Genomic DNA, 17,606 nt, shown 5'->3' with positions numbered 1-17,606 from the left:
AGCCTCCTGGAATTGCTCTAAAGCCCGAGTTCCGACAGTGTTGGGTGATCGTCCGGCCGCCGGCCGAGCGGCCAGTGATATTTGCGGTCAGCCTCGCCGATCGGCAGGTCGTTGATGCTGGCGATGCGCAGGCGCATCAGTCCATGTTCGTCGAATTCCCAGTTCTCGTTGCCGTAGCTGCGGAACCATGAACCGCTGTCGTCGTGCCATTCATAGGCGAAGCGCACGGCGATGCGGTTGCCGTGGAAGGCCCAGACCTCCTTGATCAGACGATAGTCAAGCTCGCGGCTCCATTTGCGTGTCAGGAACGCCTGGATGGCATCGCGCCCTTGCAGGAATTCGGCCCGGTTGCGCCAGCGACTGTCCATTGTGTAGGCAAGCGCGACCCGTGCCGGATCACGGGAGTTCCAGGCGTCCTCGGCCATGCGCGCCTTTTGCGCTGATGTCTCTGCGGTGAAGGGCGGCAGTGGCGGCCGGGCTTCGGACATGGCAACTCCTTTGCGAGGCCATGCTGCAGGCAGGCCGATACCCAATATAAAGCCTTCCATCCTTCAGATGGCATATTTGCAACTCATCCTTCCATTTTCCGGAAGAAGTTATGGATCGTCTCGAAGCCATGTCGCTCTTTGTCGCCGCGGTGGAGGCCGGCAGCCTTTCCGCGGCCAGCCGCCGTTTCGGCATTCCGCTGGCGACGGTCAGCCGCAAGATTTCCGATCTCGAGCGCCATCTGAACACACGTCTCCTGAATCGCTCGACGCGACGGCTGACACCGACCGATGCCGGCCAGACCTATCTTGCCGCCTGCCGCCGCATCCTCGACGACGTCGGCGAGGCCGAACGCACGGCAGCCGGCGAATACAGTGCTCCGACCGGCGAACTGGCCATCACCGCGCCGGTCGTCTTTGGCCGCCTGCACGTGCTGCCGGTCGTCACCGGCTTTCTCGCAGCCTATCCCGACGTGGACATCCGCCTGATATTGGCAGACCGCATAACCCAGCTGGTCGAGGACCATTTCGACCTCGCCATCCGCATCGGCCGGTTGCCCGATTCGAGCCTGGTCGCCATGGGCGTCGGCGCGATCCGCCGCGTCGTTTGCGCCAGCCCCGCCTATCTGGCTGAACACGGCACGCCGATCACCCCGGAAGATCTGGAAACACACGATTGCATCACCTTTGAGGGACTTGCTTCCGCCGCCACCTGGAGCTTCATCAAGGGCAAGGCAGAAATCCCGGTTCAGGTCCATTCACGGCTTCAGGTCAACACCGCCGAAGCGGCCATCGATGCGGCGATTGCCGGCGTCGGGCTCACAAAAGTGCTCTCCTACCAGATCGAGGCCGCGCTGCGGTCCGGCATGCTGCGCGTCCTGCTGGAGGAGTTCGAGCCAAATCCATGGCCGGTAAGCCTGGTGCATGCGGGCCATGGCCTGCTGCCGGTGAAGCTGCGTGCCTTCCTCGATTTTGCCGGCCCGCGCCTGAAGGAGCGGCTGGCGCGGCTGAAGTAGCGGAACCGGGTCTCCCCAATCGGCGACCGCTTTCTTCGTCGGTCAAGGCGCCCTGCGGCCATTTCCTTTTTCCCCGCGCTTGGTGTAACCAACGCTCACCTCCTCACCGGGCCTCCCCCATGCTCTATGCCAGATCGCTGACGTTCAATTTCGTCTTCTACGTCAACCTGATCGTCCAGATGATCCTCTGGACCCCCTATTATTTCCTGTCGCCCCGTCACCGCGCCTGGTTCGTGCCGAAATTCTGGTCGCGCACCTCGATGTGGCTCTTCGACAAGATCGCTGGAACGAAGAGCGACATCACTGGCCAGGAAAACCTGCCAGCAGGCTCGTTCATCCTGGCGCCCAAGCACCAGTCGTTCTGGGACGCGATCGCCTTCTTCCCCTTCCTCCAGGACCCGCTCTACATCTTGAAACGAGAGCTGACCTGGATCCCGTTCTTCGGCTGGTACATCATGAAGATGCGGATGATCCCGGTTCACCGCGGCAGCCGCTCGAAGGCGCTGAAGGCCGTGGTCGCCGCGACCAAGGAGGAGATGGCGCGCAACCCTCGCCAGCTGATCATCTATCCCGAGGGCACACGCCGGGCACCGGGCGACGAACCGGCCTACAAATACGGCATCGTCGAAATCTATGCGCAGCTTGGCGTTCCGGTGGTGCCGGTTGCCCATGTCGCCGGCCTGTACTGGCCGCGCCGGAAATTCCTGCGCTACCCCGGCACCATCAAGGCACGCTTCCTGCCGCCGATCCCGCCCGGCTTGAGCAAGGACGAATTCATGGCCCGGCTGATCGGCGAGACCGAGGCTGCCTGCGACCAATTCCTGATTGATGTGGCGCGCGGTCCGAGCCCGCCTGCCTTGCCTCCGACAGCGGTGAAAAGGCTGCAAGAGCTGGACGCGGCTGAAAGAACCAAAGCCTGAATCGGAAGTCTCCGGCCGACAGTTCTCAACCGAACACGGCCGGCGTGGTGGTCAACACCAGCGTCGCGGCAAAGACCAGATTGATGATCCGCGAGGCCGCCGGCCGGCGCAGGAAGCGCGCGAACGATGCTCCCACGACAAGCCACAGAGCATGGATGGCAACGATCATCAGGGCGAGAGCCGTCAGCTTCAGCCATGGACCAAGCTCAGTGGCGCCCTGTTTGGACGAAGCACCGGCGAACACGGCGGCGATCGCCACATAGGCCTTTGGATTGGCGACCGCGAGAAGGAATCCAGCCAGCCATGTTGGACACGAAGCCTCGGCGCCGCGTGCTGCCATGGGCGGCGCCGTGGCGATCTTGAAGGCGAGATAGAGGATGTAGGCCGCGGAAGCGAAAGCCAGCAACGGCGCCAGCCTCGGCATCGCGGTGAGCACCGCCACGACCCCGGTCGCGACAACCAGAAGCACGGCGATCGTGCCCAGTATGATTCCCCAGGCATAACCCAGCGAGCGGCGCAAACCGAAGGCAGCGCCAACGGCGGTAACGCTTATCGTCGCCGGTCCCGGGCTGCCCATGATCACCAGGGCGGCAAGCATCAGCGCGAGAAGTTGTCCCCAAAAATCCGGCTGCGAAAGAAGCGGCTCAGCCATTTTATCCTCTGTCCTGCCTTGCGCGAAGAGACGGTATGGCAGGACCAGAGGGGCGTCTTGGACGTTCGTGCGAGGCGTCGCGACTGAGCTTCAGCCGCTCGCTCTGTCGAGTTCGGCCATGTCGTCGGCGGTCAGTTTCAGCGACGCTGCCCTGATCAGGCTGTCCATCTGTTCAGGCTTGGTGGCGCTGGCGATCGGCGCGGTGACGCCCGGCCGAGCGATAACCCAGGCAAGCGCCACTTCCGCCTGCTTGGCCGAATGCCTTGATGAAACCGCGTCGAGTGCCGCAAGGATGCGCATGCCGCGCGCATTGAGATAGTCCTTCACCCCGCCGCCACGCGGGCTTTGACCGAGATCGGCTTCGCTGCGGTATTTGCCGCTGAGGAAACCCTTGGCCAGGCTGAAATAGGTGATGACGCCGATGTCCTCGGCCACGGATAGATCGCGCAACGGCCCATCGAAGGACGAGCGATCGTAAAGATTGTATTCCGGCTGCAGCACCTCGTAGCGCGGCAGGCTGCGCAAGCTCGCCACATCGAGTGCGGCACGCAACTGGCCGGCGTCGAGATTCGAACAGCCGGCATAGCGGATTTTGCCCTTGGCGAGCAGCTTCTCGTAGGCGCCAAGCGTTTCTTCATAGGGCGTTGCAGGGTCCGGCCAATGCGACAGATAGAGATCGATAAACTCGGTCTGCAGCCGCTTCAGCGATGCATCGACGGCCTTTTCGATGTATGCGGCGGACAGGTCCTTGTGCCCCTGCCCCATATCCGAACCGACCTTGGTGATCACCACGACCTTGTCGCGATTGCCACGGTCTTTCATCCATTTGCCGATGATGTTTTCCGATTCACCGCCTTTGTGGCCGGGAACCCAGCGCGAATAGGCATCCGCCGTATCGATGGCGTTGAGGCCGGCGCCGACGAAGCGGTCGAGCAGGTCGAACGAGGTTTTCTCGTCGGCGGTCCAGCCGAAGACGTTGCCGCCCAGAACCAGCGGCGCGATGGACAGGTCGGTGCGACCGAGACGACGTTTCTGCAAGGCGTATCTCCGGGATGATTGGGGCGGGCAAATGGCGCCCGCGGGCTGAGAGTCGGAGCCTAACCTAGGTCTTGCCTGAACGAGGTCAAAGGCCTGGCCGCCTTTTTCCGCAGAGCCAGCTTCACAAAGGCGCGACCTGCCTGGCGACATCCTCCAGCCAGTGGTCGCGGATGCCCAACGCCTCGAGATGCTCAAGCGTGCTCAGCACATAGTCCTCGTTGTTGCCGGACTGGCCGACCGCGCCGCGCACCACGGCCGCCGCATCCGCCGCGTCGAGCGCTCCGGCATATTGCTCGTGGTGGCGGTCGACAATGTAGACCACCGCGTCGACCGTACCGCCCCCGTCGAGGCGAATCTTGAGCATGCGCTCCAGATAGACATTGGTGACCAGTTCGCGCTCGCGAAGATAGGCCATGACCTCGTCGTGCAAGTCGCCGGGAACGCGGAATGCGAGGCCGACGCAGGACCCGCCACGGTCGAGGCCGAGCACCAGCCCCGGCCGCTCGCGCGTTCCGCGATGCACGAAGGAATAGACGCAGAGCGAGCGCCGGTAGCCATGCAGGCGGGCACGCTGTGTTTCGACATGCGCGAATCCCGGCCGCCAGATCAGCGAGCCATAGCCAAACACCCAAAAATCGCCCATATCGCCGCGCCTGATTGCAAAAGATGCCAACACCGAACCGGACCGGTGTTTTTTCCGCCCGTCCCGTCTAACTATTCGTCTGTCTACCTGGCGGAATCGCCTACCCGTCCGCAACACCCATGCGTTAACGAGAGCCAAAGCATGACGTCAAGTGACGAACGCCAGCCGAACAAACGTCGCCGTGTGGTCTGGCTTGCAGCATTCATCGTCGTGCTGTTCGCCCTCTACAGCGGCGGCTGGTTCTATCTGGCTGACCGCGTCAGGAGCGAAGCCGACAAGGCGGTTGCCACGCTCAACAAGAATGGCGTCGAGGCCGGCTGCGGCAATCTCCAGGTCAGCGGCTATCCCTTGAGCTTTACCGTCTCCTGCGACAACCTCGCCTATGAGGACGATGCCAAGAACATTGCGGCTTCAGCCGGCAGTTTCAACGCAGCCGCCCAGATCATCCAGCCTCTGTCGCCGGTTGCCAATCTGCGCGGCCCGCTCAGGACCTCCGTTCCGGACATGGTGCCGCTGTGGATAGACTGGGACAATCTGCAGGCCAATTTCAAATTGTGGTGGCCGCTGCCGCAGCGGATTTCGCTGGAGGCAGAGGGCCTTTCCGGCCAGACCGACCCGGCCGACGACACCGATCCGGTGCAACTGTTCAGCGCCGGCAAGGCATCGGGTCAGTTGCAGCCCAACGGTGAGGATATCGACTATCTCGGCAGTTTCGGCGATCTCGAGATCGACCCCGACGCAATTGGCGGGCGCGTGCTTCCGGCGCTCGATGCCAGTGGCGACGTCACGCTGAAGAACGGTGTCGCGTTGATCGGCACGCAGGTGAAGAGCCTTCGTGGCCAGGCGATCGAAATCCGCAACCTCGACCTGTCGTCGGGGACGGCGCGCGTCACCGTTTCGGGACCGCTCTCGGTCGATGCCGAGGGCCTGATCAACGCCGATCTGATGATCAGGCTGAAGGACCCGAAGGCGGTGGCGGCCATTCTCGGCGCCGCCATACCCGAGCAGAAAAGCCAGATCGAGCAGGGCTTTGCTTCCCTGGCGGTGCTCGGCAACGAACCGTCGATGCCGCTGAAGGTGGTCAGGGGCAAGGCCTCGCTCGGCTTCATTCCGCTGGGCAAGATCAAGCCGGTGGAATAGCGCTGCGATGGCAAGACCCGTGAAGCTGCTGAGCGTTGGCGCTTTGACGCTGGACACCATCCTGCGCGTCGAGACGCTGCCCGTGCATCAAGGCAAGTTCATTGCCTCCGACGGCGTCCAGATCGCCTCGGGCATGGCCACGAGTGCTGCCTGCGCCGCGCATCGCCTGGGGGCCGAGGTATCGCTGTGGGCGAGCGCGGGTGACGATGCCGTCGCCGACCAGCTCATCGCCGGCATCGAGGCCGAAGGCGTCGATTGCACCTTTGTGCGCCGCGTCAGAGGCGCCCGCTCGGCGCTGGCCTCGATCCTGGTCGACGCGTATGGCGAGCGCATCATCGTGCCGTTCTATGACGGGCTTGCCCAGGCCGATCCCGAAGCCTTGCCGGTCGCCGACCTCACGGCATTCGACGCCGTACTGGTCGATGTCCGCTGGCCAGGTGCGGCAGCCCTTGCCCTGAGAGCGGCGCGCGCCCTCGGCCGGCCGGCAATCCTCGATGCCGATACCGCACCGTTGCAGATCCTGGAACAGCTGTTGCCGCTCGCCACGCACATCGTCGCTTCGGAAACGGCGGCGCGCATTGTCTGCGGCCAGGCGCTCGATCCGGAAACGGCTTGCGCCGATCTCGCCAGCCGCACCGACGCTTTTGTCGCAGTGACAGGCGGCGCGGCGGGCAGTTGGTGGCACGACCGTCGCGCAGGCTGCGTGCGCCATGTCGCGGCACCGAAGATCAAGGCGATCGACACATTGGCCGCCGGCGATGTCTTTCACGGCGCCTTCGCCGTCGGGCTGGCGGAAGCCATGCCGGTCGAGCAGGCTTTGCGCTTTGCCAGTGCGGCCGCCGCGCTCAAATGCCTGCGCTTCGGCGGCAGGCTTGGTGCGCCGAACCGGGCCGAGACGCTGGCCATGGTTGCGCAGACCTGGCCAGCCTGAAACTGACTTAGCCCTTCGCGGGATGCTCGACGGCCTGGCGACCGAAATCGGGCACGTCGATGTCCTGGCCGGCCTCGATGATCGAGCGGCGCACAGCGCGGGTGCGGGTGAACAGGTCGAAGAGTTTTTCGCCGTCCCCCCAGCGGATCGCGCGTTGCAGGGACGCCAGATCTTCCGAGAACCGCGCCAGCATTTCGAGGATGGCGTCCTTGTTGTGCAGGCACACATCCCGCCACATGGTCGGATCGGAAGCGGCAAGACGCGTGAAGTCGCGGAAGCCGGAAGCCGAATATTTGATCACTTCGGACTTGGTCACCGACTGCAGATCGTCGGCGGTGCCGACGATGTTGTAGGCGATGATGTGCGGCAGGTGCGAGACGATGGCCAGCGTCATGTCGTGATGCTGCGGGTCCATGGTATCGATGTTGGCGCCGCAGCGGCGCCAGAACTCCGACAGCCGCTCCAGCGCGTCCGCGTCGGTATCGGGCAGCGGCGTGAAGATGCACCAGCGATTGTCGAACAGGTCGGCGAAGCCGGCGTCGGGGCCGGATTTTTCCGTGCCCGCCAGCGGGTGGCCGGGAATGAAATGGACGCCTTCAGGGACATAAGGCTGCATCTGCGCGATGACAGACGCCTTGGTCGAGCCGACATCGGTGAGGATCGCGCCCTTCTTCAGCGCCGGCGCGATTTCCTCGGCCACCGCGCCGGATGAGCCGACCGGCACCGAAATGACGACTAGGTCGGCATCGCGGACCGCCTCTTTCGCATCGGTGGTATAGCTATCGCCGAGCCCGAGTTCCTCGGCTCGCGCCAGCGTCGCCGCACTGCGCGTTGATATGGCCACGTGACGGGCCAGCCCCTCGCGGCGGATGACGCGGGCCAGCGACGAGCCGATCAGGCCGATGCCGACCAGCGCGATCTTTTCAAACATCGGTGATGTCATGGCGTTCTAGCTTTTCAGAAATGTCGTGAGAGCGGCGACAACGCCGCGATTGGCTTCTTCGGTGCCGACGGTCATGCGCAACGCGTTGGGAAAGCCATAGCCCGAAACGCGCCGCAATATATAGCCGCGCGCCGTCAGATAGTCGTCCGCCGCCGCCGCCGAATGCTTCTGATCGTCAGGAAAATGAACGAGGACGAAATTGCCGACGCTCGGCGTTACCCGCAGCCCGAGCTTTGTGAATTCCTCGCTCAGCCAGGCCAGCCAGGTCTCGTTGTGCGCCACGCTGCGCTCGACATGGGCGCGGTCGCGGATGGCTGCGATACCGGCCTCGATCGCCGTCGCATTGACGTTGAAGGGACCCCGCACGCGGTTGATGGCGTCGACGATATGCATCGGCGCATACATCCAGCCGATCCGCGCTCCGCCGAGGCCGATCTTGGAGAAGGTACGGGTCATCACCACGTTCTGGGCAGCACCGACCAGCTCGATGCCGGCCTCATAGTCGTTGCGGCGGACATATTCGGCATAGGCCGCGTCTAGCACCAGAAGCACGTGCCTGGGCAGGCCGGCATGCAGGCGGCGCACCTCCTGGAAAGGCACATAGGTGCCGGTCGGATTGTTGGGATTGGCCAGGAACACGATCTTGGTGCGCGGCGTGACGGCTGCGAGGATGGCGTCGATATCGGCGCGCTCGTCTCTTTCCTTGATCGTCACCGGAACGGCACCTGCCGACTGGATGTAGATCTTGTAGACCATGAAGGCGTGTTCGGTGATGACAGCCTCGTCGCCGGGCGCCAGATAAGTCTGCGCCAGCAGGCCGAGGATCTCGTCGGAGCCGTTGGAGCAAATGATGTTCTGCGGGTTGAGACCATGCACCTCGGCGATCGCTTCGCGCAGCCGCCTGGCGGTGCCATCTGGATAGACGTCGAGCTTTCCGGCAATCTCGCGCGCGGCTTCGATCGCTTTCGGCGAGGGCCCTAGCGGATTCTCGTTCGAGGACAGCTTGTGAACCTTGGCGACGCCCGCGGGCGCCGTGCTCTTGCCCGGCACATAGGCGTCTATGTCCATGATGCCCGCGCGCGGGGTTGGACGTGCCTGGTCCGGTGTCTGGCTCATGTCGCAAAATCCGTCGAGAACGCTTCCTGAGGGAAGCCGCAGCGGAAATACAAGCCGTGGCCTGCAATGTCGAGAGGCGACAGCCACCGCCCAAGGCTGGCCGTTGACGCCGGCGCGCCACAGCCCTAGAAGGGGAGCGGACTTCCGTGGTGATTTGGCCGGTCGGCTTGCAGCCACGTTAAACAACTTGCTAAAGGGCCGTTTGCATCCTGTAACCGGCTTTGCAACCGCAATGCCGGTTTTTTGTTGTCCGCGCCGGCCGGACACCCGGATCGGCATCGACTTTCGACAAGCGCGATGCGTGGGCTCAAAGTGTGAGATGGATGTCATGGCCGTTCTGCGTGCCCGCAAAACCAACAACGAGGTCGACCAACCGTCGAGCCCGGTTTTGCGTTTTGGATCCGACAAGCCGCTCAAGCTGGACGCCGGCACGCTGCTGTCACCGTTCCAGATCGCCTACCAGACCTACGGCACGCTGAACGATGCCCGCTCCAACGCCATCCTCGTCTGCCATGCACTGACCGGAGACCAGCACGTCGCCAGCACCAATCCGGTGACCGGCAAGCCTGGCTGGTGGGAAGTGTTGATCGGCCCCGGCAAGATCATCGACACCAATCGCTTCTTCGTCATCTGCTCCAACGTCATCGGTGGTTGCCTTGGGTCCACCGGTCCGGCCTCGACCAATCCCGCCACCGACAAGCCCTATGGGCTTGACCTGCCCATTATCACCATCCGCGACATGGTGCGGGCGCAGCAGATGCTGATTGACCATTTCGGCATCGAAAAGCTGTTCTGCGTGCTCGGCGGCTCTATGGGCGGCATGCAGGTGCTGGAATGGGCATCGAGCTATCCGGAGCGCGTCTTCTCGGCGCTGCCGATCGCCACCGGCGCGCGCCATTCCTCGCAGAACATCGCCTTTCATGAGGTCGGCCGGCAGGCTGTCATGGCCGATCCGGACTGGCATGGCGGCAAATATTTCGAGCACGGCAAACGCCCGGAAAAGGGCTTGGCGGTGGCACGCATGGCCGCCCACATCACCTATCTGTCGGAAGCCGCGCTGCACCGGAAATTCGGCCGCAATTTGCAGGATCGCGAAGCGCTGACCTTCGGCTTCGACGCCGACTTCCAGATCGAAAGCTATCTGCGCCATCAGGGCATGACCTTCGTCGATCGCTTCGACGCCAACTCCTACCTCTACATGACGCGGTCGATGGACTATTTCGACCTTGCCGCCGACCATGGCGGCCGGTTGGCCGATGCCTTCGCCGGAACGAAAACCCGCTTCTGCCTGGTGTCTTTCACCTCGGACTGGCTGTTTCCGACCGAGGAGAGCCGCTCGATCGTGCATGCGCTCAACGCCGCCGGCGCATCGGTATCCTTCGTCGAGATCGAAACCGACCGCGGCCACGACGCATTCCTGCTCGACGAGCCGGAACTGTTTGCCGCCATAAACGGCTTCATCGGCTCGGCGGCCCGGGCGAGAGGGCTCAGCGCATGACCCCGAAAAATTGCAGGCTTTTCGGATCGAGATCATGCGCCAGGCAGGAGGCGAAGCCATGAGCGTCAACCGCGACCAGCGCGTCGACCTAGAAGTCGTCGCCAACCTCATCCCGCCACAGTCGCGCGTGCTCGATGTCGGTTCGGGCGACGGCTCGCTGCTCGAATTGCTGCAGGACACCAAGCAGGTCGACGGCCGTGGACTTGAGCTGTCGCAGCGCGGCGTCAATGAATGCGTAGCGCGAGGCCTCTCGGTCATCCAGGGCGATGCCGACAAGGATCTCGAATTCTATCCCGACAAGGGCTTTGACTTCGTCGTCCTGTCGCAGACCCTGCAGGCCACCCGCAACCCGAAGCTGGTGCTCGACGAACTGCTCAGGATCGGCAACCGCGCCATCGTGTCCTTCCCCAATTTCGGCCACTGGCGGGTGCGCCTGTCGCTGTTCATCCAGGGCCGCATGCCGGTGACCAAGGACCTGCCCTATTCCTGGTACGACACGCCCAACATCCATTTCTGCACCATCCGCGACTTCGTCAATCTGTGCGACGAGCTCGGCGCGACCGTCGAGAAGGCAACCGCTCTCGACGCCGCCGGCCAGAAGATCGGCCTGTCGATGCCGTGGTGGTTCTGGAACTTCTTCGGCCAGCAGGCAGTGTTCTTGCTGAAACGGTAATATTGATCGCCATGTATCTCTTTCGTAGGCGCCCTCTGCCAGTTGAAATCCCACCGGACATGCGGGCTGGGTTGAAAGCCGGAATTCTCATCTGCACCTCACCGCGCAGTGGCAGCAACCACCTAGCCGGATTGATGGCAGCCACCGGGCTTGGCAACCCACTCGAGTGGTTCGGGGGCCGTCGTGTTCTAGAAATGCCGAACTATCCCCGCGACCCCCGTGCCCAGGTTTTGCATGCACTGAAGGACGGGCGGTCTCCCTCCGGGATTTACGCGGTCAAACTGTTTGCCAGCCAGTTTTCACAGGTTGCCAAAACCGTGGATCTCCCCGCAAGCCTTCCAAAGCTGCGCTATATGCGGTTGACGCGTGGGGACCTCGTTGGTCAAGCAGTTTCGTGGACCCGCGCTCGTCAGAGTGGTCGGTTCCGCTCTACCGAGGCCGATCAGAAGAGACCATGCTACGACGGCAAAGCAATCGCGGACTCGCTTGAAAAAATCATCCTGGAAAATCTGGCCTGGGATGTCTGGTTTGCAAAAAACGGATTGTCCTTCCTATCACTGACATACGAAGAACTCCTTGAACATCCACGGACCTGCCTTGAAAGGGCTGCATCTCTGGTCGACGCCAAGCTTGTCTTGAAACCCGGGTCTGATCTCGATTCGGGCCTCGATATTCAACGAGACACCATCAATGAGGAGTGGAGAGAGCGGTTCTTGGCGGAATATTCTGACACGTCGAACTTCCATGCCAACAATTGCCGTCGCGGTTTTCTTAAAAAGAGGAGCTCAAGGTTCTCGATCTGATCGAACGGCATTGTACGAGAACACGAAGCATCCAGGGGCGCCAGAGATGCGATGTTATTGATCAAAGCGCATCGCCGTCCATGGCGATCACGAGCACAAATTCTTATTGCACGCTGGTTTGACAGCCCGCCGAGAGCGTTATAGCCACATCGGCACTAATAACTTGATCGGTTCAGATATGGCTCAAGAGCGTCCAACGTATTCACTCGTCGTCGAAATGGAGAATGCAAAATCGATCGACTGGGACGAGATCGGCGTTGGGATGAAGGCCTTGGCTCGGGAAATCACATCGGTTTCAGCAACCGGTTTAGTGCGACCAAGGATCGTTATTTCTCACGGGGGAGCAGAGTCGGACGAGGATGCGTTGCGTCGTGAGATTTCGAATGAGGCCCCGCAGCTCGGTCAGGTTGCCGAATTCGTCTTCACGGCTTTCCCTGGCGGCCGATATTACGACCTGAAGAACAACGGCATGCTGGCATCGGACGGAGATATCGTCATCTTTATGGATTCCGACGTGGTCGCGGAACCAGGATGGCTACCAGGACTGCTTGAGCCCTTTGAAAACTCTGAAGTTATCTGCGCAAACGGATATACATACCTCTCATACGACGATTTCTTTTCAAGAACGTTTGCGTTGATCTGGTTTTTCCCGATGGCCCGTGGAGACGGGCGATTTGCCTCGAAGCGAGCGATCAACGCTAACAATGTAGCGTTTCGACGCGAGTGGATCGTCAGCCATCCTTTTCCAAAACATAACGGCTTCAAGGTTTCCTGCACTTTGCTGATGCGCGAACTGCTGCGGGAGGGCCACAAAATTCATAATGTCGACGCACGCGTTTATCACTATTCGCCGCGGGGCTGGCGGTTCTTTTACTGGCGCGCCCTGGTTACAGGTCGCGACGCCGACCGGAAGTTCGTTGCGCTCAATTCGCCGAGCCGCGCGCGACGGATAGTCAAGTCTTTCAGCCGGTGGCTCACCATGTCATGGCGCACGACACGACGGATCGTAGGCCATGCCCGGGAAACGGGGATGCCGCTTTGGCAGGTTCCCTTTTCTCTGATTGTCGGTCAGGCATTTTATGGTTTGGCGTTTTGGGGCCAGTTCAGTTTTGCGACTGGCATGGTTCGTGACAAAATTGAAACTGTGCCCGACTATGTTGGGCACAGCTAGACGCTTTACCGCCCTTCCTTGAACCGCGGTTCAGCGTCCAATTGATCCTTGACCCGTCGATTGTTCCAGAACATCCGTGGCCTTGTGCGGATGTTCGACGCCGTCGACGAACACGACATCCGCCTCCGAATTGTCCGTGCGCAGCGCCAGTATCGCCCGGTAGGCGGGCGAATTGTACCAGCCACGCACATGCTGCCTGTCGGGAATTCTATGATGATCAGATGGCCAGGCCAGTCGTTCTCGATCACCTCCACATCGCCGCCATGAACCAGAAAACGGCCGCCGAAAGGTTCCAGCGTGGCATCGATCTTGTGCAGATATTCGACGATCTGCGGACCCATTGCGGCTTGGCGCATATGGGCGACGGCGTAAGCGGCCATGACTGGACTCCCTTGTCATCGAAGCCGAGTTGCCGGCCTCGCATGGGCAATCTGACCAAACGCCGAGCGCTAAGCGATTACGTCTGAGGTAATGAGATGTATGCTACCTGTCATGATGGGTTGCTTCCATGGTGATTCGCAATGCTATGTGCGGCGGTGCTGTTGCAATTGGAACGCTAGCAGCGGGGATTCGTTGTCTCGCGCGGATTGAGTACCGGCACGGTGGGTGACAGGGGCAGTCGTTTTTTGTAGCGTCGCGCCGACTGTGATGCGGTGTAGAGGAAGGGAAGTCCAATCCATTCGACCGTTCTGAAAATCGAAAAGTCCTGGACAGACGCGCAACCCTGCGCAGGAAACAGCTGACAGACATGGCCGGGATCCAACCAACACCTCTCATCACGGTCATTACGCCGACCCACAACCGACGCGAAACGGTGTTGCGCGCCGTGGAAAGCGTACTCTCCCAGAGCATGTCGAGGCTTGAGCACATTGTCGTCGACGATGGTTCGGCTGATGGAACCGAAGCGGCGCTGGCCCGTATCCAGGACCCGCGGCTGATCTATGTCGGGGCGAAATGGCGAGGCGCCAACGCTGCCAGGAATGCCGGCATCGAGCGCGCGCGGGCACCGTTGGTGACGTTCCTCGATTCCGACGACATCTACATGCCGCACCGGCTTGAACGAACCCTGACCTGGTTCGATGAGAATCCTGCACTGCAAGTGCTGATCAGTTCGTTCGTGTCCCTGAAAGGCAATCGCATCACAAACTGCGTCAACCCCGAGGCGTTCGTGAGCCCCGCAATGCTGGAGCGGACGCTGGTTGGGCAGACCATCTTCATTGCCGGCTCCGCGATCACCGCTCGCCGCGAACCCTTGCTGGCCATCGGCGGCTACGACAGCGACATCACCCGCATGCAGGATCGCGAATTGCTGCTGCGCCTTGCCCGGCGCTTCGGTGCGCAGTTGTCCAGGGATCTGGACTGGACGAAATACAATTCGGAGAACTCGATTTCCGGCCGCCGTGACGGCTATGTCGAGGCCTATGCGAACCTGATGGGCAAACATCCGCATATTGCCCATGCCTACCCGCACATTCCGCCTTACATGATCTCGCGGCAGCTCATCGCCGACATCCTGCGAGGCAGGATACCGGAGGCATTTCAGGGCTACATGGCCAACCGTTCATCCAAAACGCTTGGCTATTCGCTGCCGGAATTGATGCAAGGCTATGTCCATGGCCGGCGCTGGCGCCGCGATCTCTCCAACGAGTTTCGCAATCAATTTGGTGCCCGGCCCGCTTAAACCGATAGGGATTCCGGGAAATTGTGGAATGGTTTTTCCTCCGGATCGCGTTAACCCCTCTGTCGAGAGCTCAACGGTCAAGTTCGGGAAAATACGGATCCGATAGAAACCGCCTGTCCCGTTCGCCTTGCAGGCAGTCTATCGGCGTCGCCGCGTCGACGGGGACACTTCTCACCTCGTCCTGAATGCCGCTCACTTCCAGGAGCAGCTTCCGCCGGATGGCTGTCGAAAACTCGGCGGCGGCATAGATAGGCAGCACGAAGGAACCGGGTCCGCCGATCACGCACTGCGCATAATACTGGTCGAGATGGCTGAAGGCGGGCGACGGGCTGATCAGGATCGGCAGGCCGTTGACGATGATGCCTTTGGCAGTCGCCGCATCACGCGTCGCGGTGACCGGCGGCCCGATATTGTTCGGTCCGTCGCCCGAAATGTCGATGACGCTGCGTTCGCCCTGGAAAGACGTGCGGTCGAAAAGCTCGGTGCCGAAGGCCAGCGCGCCGGAAATCGAAGTGCCGCGAAAGCTGCGGAACGGACGAGCCGCGACCTTGTCGGCAAAGCTGTTCGCGCTCTCGGCACTATCGATAATCTGCCAGCCGATAACCGCGTCGTCGCGCACCGTGCCGGCCCATTCGAAATAGGTCAGCGCTATGCGGCCCTTGGCGCCGGCGCGGACAGCCTTGATGAAGTCGGGATGCCGCAGCGCCTCGACATAACCGGCCCGCTGCAGGGCGAACTCCTTCTCGTCCATCGACAGCGAGATGTCGACCGCCAGCACCAGCTCGACGTCGACGGCGAGCGCATCCGGCGGCGAGGCGGCCGGGGCAGCCTGGGCGCAGGCAAGACAGGCAAGCAGGCGCAGAGCATCAAGCATGGCCGTCGCCAAGATTGTTTCTCCCGAGGAGCTTCCCTCGCGATCGCGGCAAAATAAAGCTCTGCTTCCCTCGCCCGGAAATCAGCTCATTTCTTGCGACGAGCGGCGGCTGGCGGCGGTTCGATCGCGCCGGCCCTGACGCGGGCGGGCTTCAGGGCTGGCGCACCGGAATCCTTGACGATCGTCAACGCGCGGGGGAAGAAGTGGTTGTTGTGCTGGCCGCGCCCGATGTTGAGGATCGCTGTCCCCGGCAAACGCTTCTCGAGCATCGACAGCACGCGTCTTAGCGATGGGCCGTCGAACGCATCCAGCGCCTCATCGATGATCACCCATTTCGGCTGCCGCAACGCGAGCCTGGCGAAGGCCAGCGAGCGTTGTTCGTCATCGCCCAACTCATGGTCCCAACGCCCGGCGCGGTCGAGCGACGAGGATAGCCGTCCCAGGCCGACCTCGGCCAGCACCGCCGAAATGTCGGCATCGTTCGCCGGCGCGGGCCCGTTCGGGTGATCGAGGACTTCGCGCAACGTGCCGACCGGAAAATAAGGCACGCGCGGCACGAATATGGGGGTTTCTCCCGCCGGCAGGCCGATCCGGCCGCTTCCCCATGGCCACAGGCCGGCAATGGCACGAAAGAACAGCGTCTTGCCCGCACCGGGGTCGCCGGTGATCATGACGCGCTCGCCGGGGCGGATTTCGACATGCGGGTCGGCGAGTCTGGTGCAACCCTCCGGCGAGGTCACTTCGAGCTTCTCGAAAGTCAGGCTGCCATTGACGTTTTGGCCGAAGGCGATGCGCTTTTCGGTGTCGTGCAGCGCATCGGTTTCATCGAGCGCGATGCGGAAATCGGCCACGCGCATCAGCGTGGCGCGCCAATCGGCGATACTGCCGATGTTGTTGATGAACCAGCGCAAGGAGGAGTGGGCCTGGTTGAAGGCGCCGACCGCCATCATCAGCCCGCCAAAGCTGATATCACCTGAGAAATAGACCGGCGAAGCGACCAGTATGGGCGCCACGACGGTGATCCAGCCATAGGTATCGGTCACCCAGGACAGGTTGATCTGGGCGGTGTAGATGCGCCGCATGGCGCCCAGCACCGTGCCGAGATCGAGTTCGAGCCGCCGCCTGGCGTCGGCCTCGCCATGATACAACGCAATGGCATCGACATTCTCGTTGACGCGCACCATCGAGGAGCGCAGCTCGGCTTCGCGTGTATAGCGGTCGCTGTTCAGGCGGATGAGCGGGCGCCCGACCAGCCAGCTCAGCCAGGAGGCGATGCCGGCGTAAAGGATGGCGGCCCAGACCATGTAGCCCGGTATGGCCAGCGAGGTCCCGCCGATGTGGAACACGAAGCCCGAGGACAGCTCCCACAGCACCCCGACGAAGGACACCAGCAGGATGCACGACTGCAGCAGGCCGACGCCGAGATCGGTTGACAGGTCGGACAGATGCGCGGCGTCCTGCTGCATGCGCTGGTCGGGATTGACGCCGATGGCGCCGGCATTGGCCAACCGGAAGGCGCGCGCCGGCCGCATCCACTGATCGATCAGATCCAGCGTCAGCGCCTCGCGCAGTTTGAGCCTGATCATCTGGTTGAGCCAGGTCTGGCCGATATTGAGCACCAGCAGCCCGCCGGCGATCATCGCGAAGACGAGGAGCTGGTGCAGGAAGGCCGCCATGTCGCGGCGCGCAAGCGCATCGTAGAAAGGCTGGTTCCAGCGGTTGAGCAGAACCTGGCCGATCGACGTTGCAATGATCACGGCCATGATGCCGACCGATGTCCACTGCAACCATTTGCGAACCGGCGATCCCGCCAGCGCCCGCCGGATCGTCATCACCTGATCGCGCAGGCTGCTGGCTTCGACCGCCACGGCAACCGGCTGAACGGCGGCGGCATTGTCCGGTTGATCAGCCATGGCCGAGGTCCTTGCGTCAGTGCTGAAACCGGATGGAGAAACTTGACAGGCGTTCGTATGGGCTGCCGGATGGGCTGTCGGTCCGCTTGCGACAGATAGGCAGGGAAAC

The 17,606-nt window shown here is 62.2% G+C and carries 17 protein-coding genes, 1 pseudogene and 1 riboswitch; of the genes and pseudogenes, 9 read left to right on the top strand and 9 right to left on the bottom strand.

Annotated features, from left to right (window positions below):
• Positions 1-17 precede the first annotated feature (17 nt).
• Positions 18-488, bottom strand: coding sequence for a nuclear transport factor 2 family protein (locus NKJ37_RS20200; RefSeq protein WP_352631955.1), 471 nt, complete (start codon positions 486-488; stop codon positions 18-20).
• Positions 489-598: 110 nt separating this feature from the next.
• Here NKJ37_RS20200 and NKJ37_RS20195 point away from each other — a divergent pair, with 110 nt between their 5' ends.
• Together NKJ37_RS20195 and NKJ37_RS20190 are read left to right on the top strand one after the other, a co-directional pair.
• Positions 599-1,501, top strand: a complete 903-nt coding sequence (locus NKJ37_RS20195; RefSeq protein WP_352723182.1) for a LysR family transcriptional regulator — start codon at positions 599-601, stop codon at positions 1,499-1,501.
• Positions 1,502-1,620: 119 nt separating this feature from the next.
• On the top strand, positions 1,621-2,421 hold the full coding sequence (locus tag NKJ37_RS20190) for a lysophospholipid acyltransferase family protein (RefSeq protein WP_023811098.1): 801 nt from the start codon (positions 1,621-1,623) through the stop codon (positions 2,419-2,421).
• A 25-nt stretch (positions 2,422-2,446) separates the two neighbouring features.
• On the opposite strand, the gene NKJ37_RS20185 is transcribed toward NKJ37_RS20190, so the two are convergent.
• The 3 genes from NKJ37_RS20185 to NKJ37_RS20175 all read right to left on the bottom strand — a co-directional run bounded on the left by NKJ37_RS20185 (position 2,447) and on the right by NKJ37_RS20175 (position 4,754).
• A complete protein-coding gene (locus tag NKJ37_RS20185; protein ID WP_128304661.1) occupies positions 2,447-3,073 on the bottom strand; it encodes a LysE family translocator in 627 nt (208 codons plus the stop codon).
• Positions 3,074-3,163: 90 nt separating this feature from the next.
• Positions 3,164-4,111 carry an aldo/keto reductase gene (locus NKJ37_RS20180; RefSeq protein WP_352723186.1) on the bottom strand — a complete coding sequence of 316 codons (948 nt, stop codon included), beginning with the start codon at positions 4,109-4,111 and terminating at the stop codon, positions 3,164-3,166.
• 121 nt (positions 4,112-4,232) lie between these two features.
• Positions 4,233-4,754 carry a gamma-glutamylcyclotransferase gene (locus NKJ37_RS20175; protein ID WP_127295979.1) on the bottom strand — a complete coding sequence of 174 codons (522 nt, stop codon included), beginning with the start codon at positions 4,752-4,754 and terminating at the stop codon, positions 4,233-4,235.
• Between the two features lie 141 nt (positions 4,755-4,895).
• On the opposite strand from NKJ37_RS20175, the gene NKJ37_RS20170 reads away from it, so the two are divergent.
• Both NKJ37_RS20170 and NKJ37_RS20165 read left to right on the top strand, forming a co-directional pair.
• On the top strand, positions 4,896-5,894 hold the full coding sequence (locus tag NKJ37_RS20170; RefSeq protein ID WP_352774800.1) for a DUF2125 domain-containing protein: 999 nt from the start codon (positions 4,896-4,898) through the stop codon (positions 5,892-5,894).
• A gap of 7 nt (positions 5,895-5,901) precedes the next feature.
• Positions 5,902-6,825 (top strand): sugar kinase, encoded by a 924-nt coding sequence (locus NKJ37_RS20165; RefSeq protein WP_023811093.1) that lies wholly within the window; start codon positions 5,902-5,904, stop codon positions 6,823-6,825.
• 7 nt (positions 6,826-6,832) lie between these two features.
• Here the strand turns inward: NKJ37_RS20165 and NKJ37_RS20160 are convergent, their stop codons facing one another.
• Both NKJ37_RS20160 and hisC read right to left on the bottom strand, forming a co-directional pair.
• Positions 6,833-7,768: a prephenate/arogenate dehydrogenase family protein gene (locus tag NKJ37_RS20160; protein WP_023811092.1), complete on the bottom strand. Its 936-nt coding sequence runs from the start codon at positions 7,766-7,768 to the stop codon at positions 6,833-6,835.
• Between the two features lie 6 nt (positions 7,769-7,774).
• Positions 7,775-8,884, bottom strand: coding sequence for a histidinol-phosphate transaminase (hisC, locus tag NKJ37_RS20155; protein ID WP_023811091.1), 1,110 nt, complete (start codon positions 8,882-8,884; stop codon positions 7,775-7,777).
• A gap of 136 nt (positions 8,885-9,020) precedes the next feature.
• Positions 9,021-9,098, top strand: a riboswitch (SAM riboswitch).
• 114 nt (positions 9,099-9,212) lie between these two features.
• On the opposite strand from hisC, the gene metX reads away from it, so the two are divergent.
• The 4 genes from metX (at position 9,213) to NKJ37_RS20135 (ending at position 13,029) form a co-directional block, all read left to right on the top strand.
• Positions 9,213-10,382 (top strand): homoserine O-acetyltransferase MetX, encoded by a 1,170-nt coding sequence (gene metX / locus NKJ37_RS20150; RefSeq protein WP_023811090.1) that lies wholly within the window; start codon positions 9,213-9,215, stop codon positions 10,380-10,382.
• 58 nt (positions 10,383-10,440) lie between these two features.
• Positions 10,441-11,055 (top strand): methionine biosynthesis protein MetW, encoded by a 615-nt coding sequence (gene metW, locus NKJ37_RS20145; RefSeq protein ID WP_023811089.1) that lies wholly within the window; start codon positions 10,441-10,443, stop codon positions 11,053-11,055.
• Positions 11,004-11,858: a Stf0 family sulfotransferase gene (locus tag NKJ37_RS20140; protein WP_352774798.1), complete on the top strand. Its 855-nt coding sequence runs from the start codon at positions 11,004-11,006 to the stop codon at positions 11,856-11,858. Before metW ends, NKJ37_RS20140 begins: the two co-directional genes overlap by 52 nt.
• Before the next feature lie 163 nt (positions 11,859-12,021).
• Positions 12,022-13,029, top strand: a complete 1,008-nt coding sequence (locus tag NKJ37_RS20135; RefSeq protein ID WP_352774796.1) for a glycosyltransferase family 2 protein — start codon at positions 12,022-12,024, stop codon at positions 13,027-13,029.
• A 30-nt stretch (positions 13,030-13,059) separates the two neighbouring features.
• Here NKJ37_RS20135 and NKJ37_RS20130 read toward each other — a convergent pair.
• Positions 13,060-13,370, bottom strand: a pseudogene (locus NKJ37_RS20130) (DUF1330 domain-containing protein).
• Between the two features lie 407 nt (positions 13,371-13,777).
• Here NKJ37_RS20130 and NKJ37_RS20125 point away from each other — a divergent pair.
• Positions 13,778-14,710, top strand: coding sequence for a glycosyltransferase family 2 protein (locus tag NKJ37_RS20125; protein ID WP_352774794.1), 933 nt, complete (start codon positions 13,778-13,780; stop codon positions 14,708-14,710).
• Positions 14,711-14,780: 70 nt separating this feature from the next.
• On the opposite strand, the gene NKJ37_RS20120 is transcribed toward NKJ37_RS20125, so the two are convergent.
• Together NKJ37_RS20120 and NKJ37_RS20115 are read right to left on the bottom strand one after the other, a co-directional pair.
• On the bottom strand, positions 14,781-15,584 hold the full coding sequence (locus tag NKJ37_RS20120; protein ID WP_352774793.1) for a DUF1194 domain-containing protein: 804 nt from the start codon (positions 15,582-15,584) through the stop codon (positions 14,781-14,783).
• An 86-nt stretch (positions 15,585-15,670) separates the two neighbouring features.
• Entirely contained in the window at positions 15,671-17,497 is a 1,827-nt protein-coding gene (locus NKJ37_RS20115) for an ABC transporter ATP-binding protein/permease (protein WP_352774791.1), read from the bottom strand.
• Positions 17,498-17,606 lie beyond the last annotated feature (109 nt).

This window comes from Mesorhizobium sp. M0140 (genome assembly GCF_040322475.1).
Lineage (GTDB): Bacteria > Pseudomonadota > Alphaproteobacteria > Rhizobiales > Rhizobiaceae > Mesorhizobium.
Note: the sequence above shows the minus strand (reverse complement) of the source record. Positions and strands in the feature narration are given on the sequence as shown.

What these genes read in the sequence shown, in the direction of transcription:
- NKJ37_RS20175 (WP_127295979.1), bottom strand. Translation starts at nt 4,754, where the DNA reads ATGGGCGATTTTTGGGTGTTTGGCTATGGCTCGCTGATCTGGCGGCCG.
- NKJ37_RS20165 (WP_023811093.1), top strand. Translation starts at nt 5,902, where the DNA reads ATGGCAAGACCCGTGAAGCTGCTGAGCGTTGGCGCTTTGACGCTGGAC.
- NKJ37_RS20185 (WP_128304661.1), bottom strand. Translation starts at nt 3,073, where the DNA reads ATGGCTGAGCCGCTTCTTTCGCAGCCGGATTTTTGGGGACAACTTCTC.
- NKJ37_RS20170 (WP_352774800.1), top strand. Translation starts at nt 4,896, where the DNA reads ATGACGTCAAGTGACGAACGCCAGCCGAACAAACGTCGCCGTGTGGTC.
- metX (WP_023811090.1), top strand. Translation starts at nt 9,213, where the DNA reads ATGGCCGTTCTGCGTGCCCGCAAAACCAACAACGAGGTCGACCAACCG.
- metW (WP_023811089.1), top strand. Translation starts at nt 10,441, where the DNA reads ATGAGCGTCAACCGCGACCAGCGCGTCGACCTAGAAGTCGTCGCCAAC.
- hisC (WP_023811091.1), bottom strand. Translation starts at nt 8,884, where the DNA reads ATGAGCCAGACACCGGACCAGGCACGTCCAACCCCGCGCGCGGGCATC.
- NKJ37_RS20120 (WP_352774793.1), bottom strand. Translation starts at nt 15,584, where the DNA reads ATGCTTGATGCTCTGCGCCTGCTTGCCTGTCTTGCCTGCGCCCAGGCT.
- NKJ37_RS20195 (WP_352723182.1), top strand. Translation starts at nt 599, where the DNA reads ATGGATCGTCTCGAAGCCATGTCGCTCTTTGTCGCCGCGGTGGAGGCC.
- NKJ37_RS20125 (WP_352774794.1), top strand. Translation starts at nt 13,778, where the DNA reads ATGGCCGGGATCCAACCAACACCTCTCATCACGGTCATTACGCCGACC.
- NKJ37_RS20190 (WP_023811098.1), top strand. Translation starts at nt 1,621, where the DNA reads ATGCTCTATGCCAGATCGCTGACGTTCAATTTCGTCTTCTACGTCAAC.
- NKJ37_RS20200 (WP_352631955.1), bottom strand. Translation starts at nt 488, where the DNA reads ATGTCCGAAGCCCGGCCGCCACTGCCGCCCTTCACCGCAGAGACATCA.
- NKJ37_RS20160 (WP_023811092.1), bottom strand. Translation starts at nt 7,768, where the DNA reads ATGACATCACCGATGTTTGAAAAGATCGCGCTGGTCGGCATCGGCCTG.
- NKJ37_RS20115 (WP_352774791.1), bottom strand. Translation starts at nt 17,497, where the DNA reads ATGGCTGATCAACCGGACAATGCCGCCGCCGTTCAGCCGGTTGCCGTG.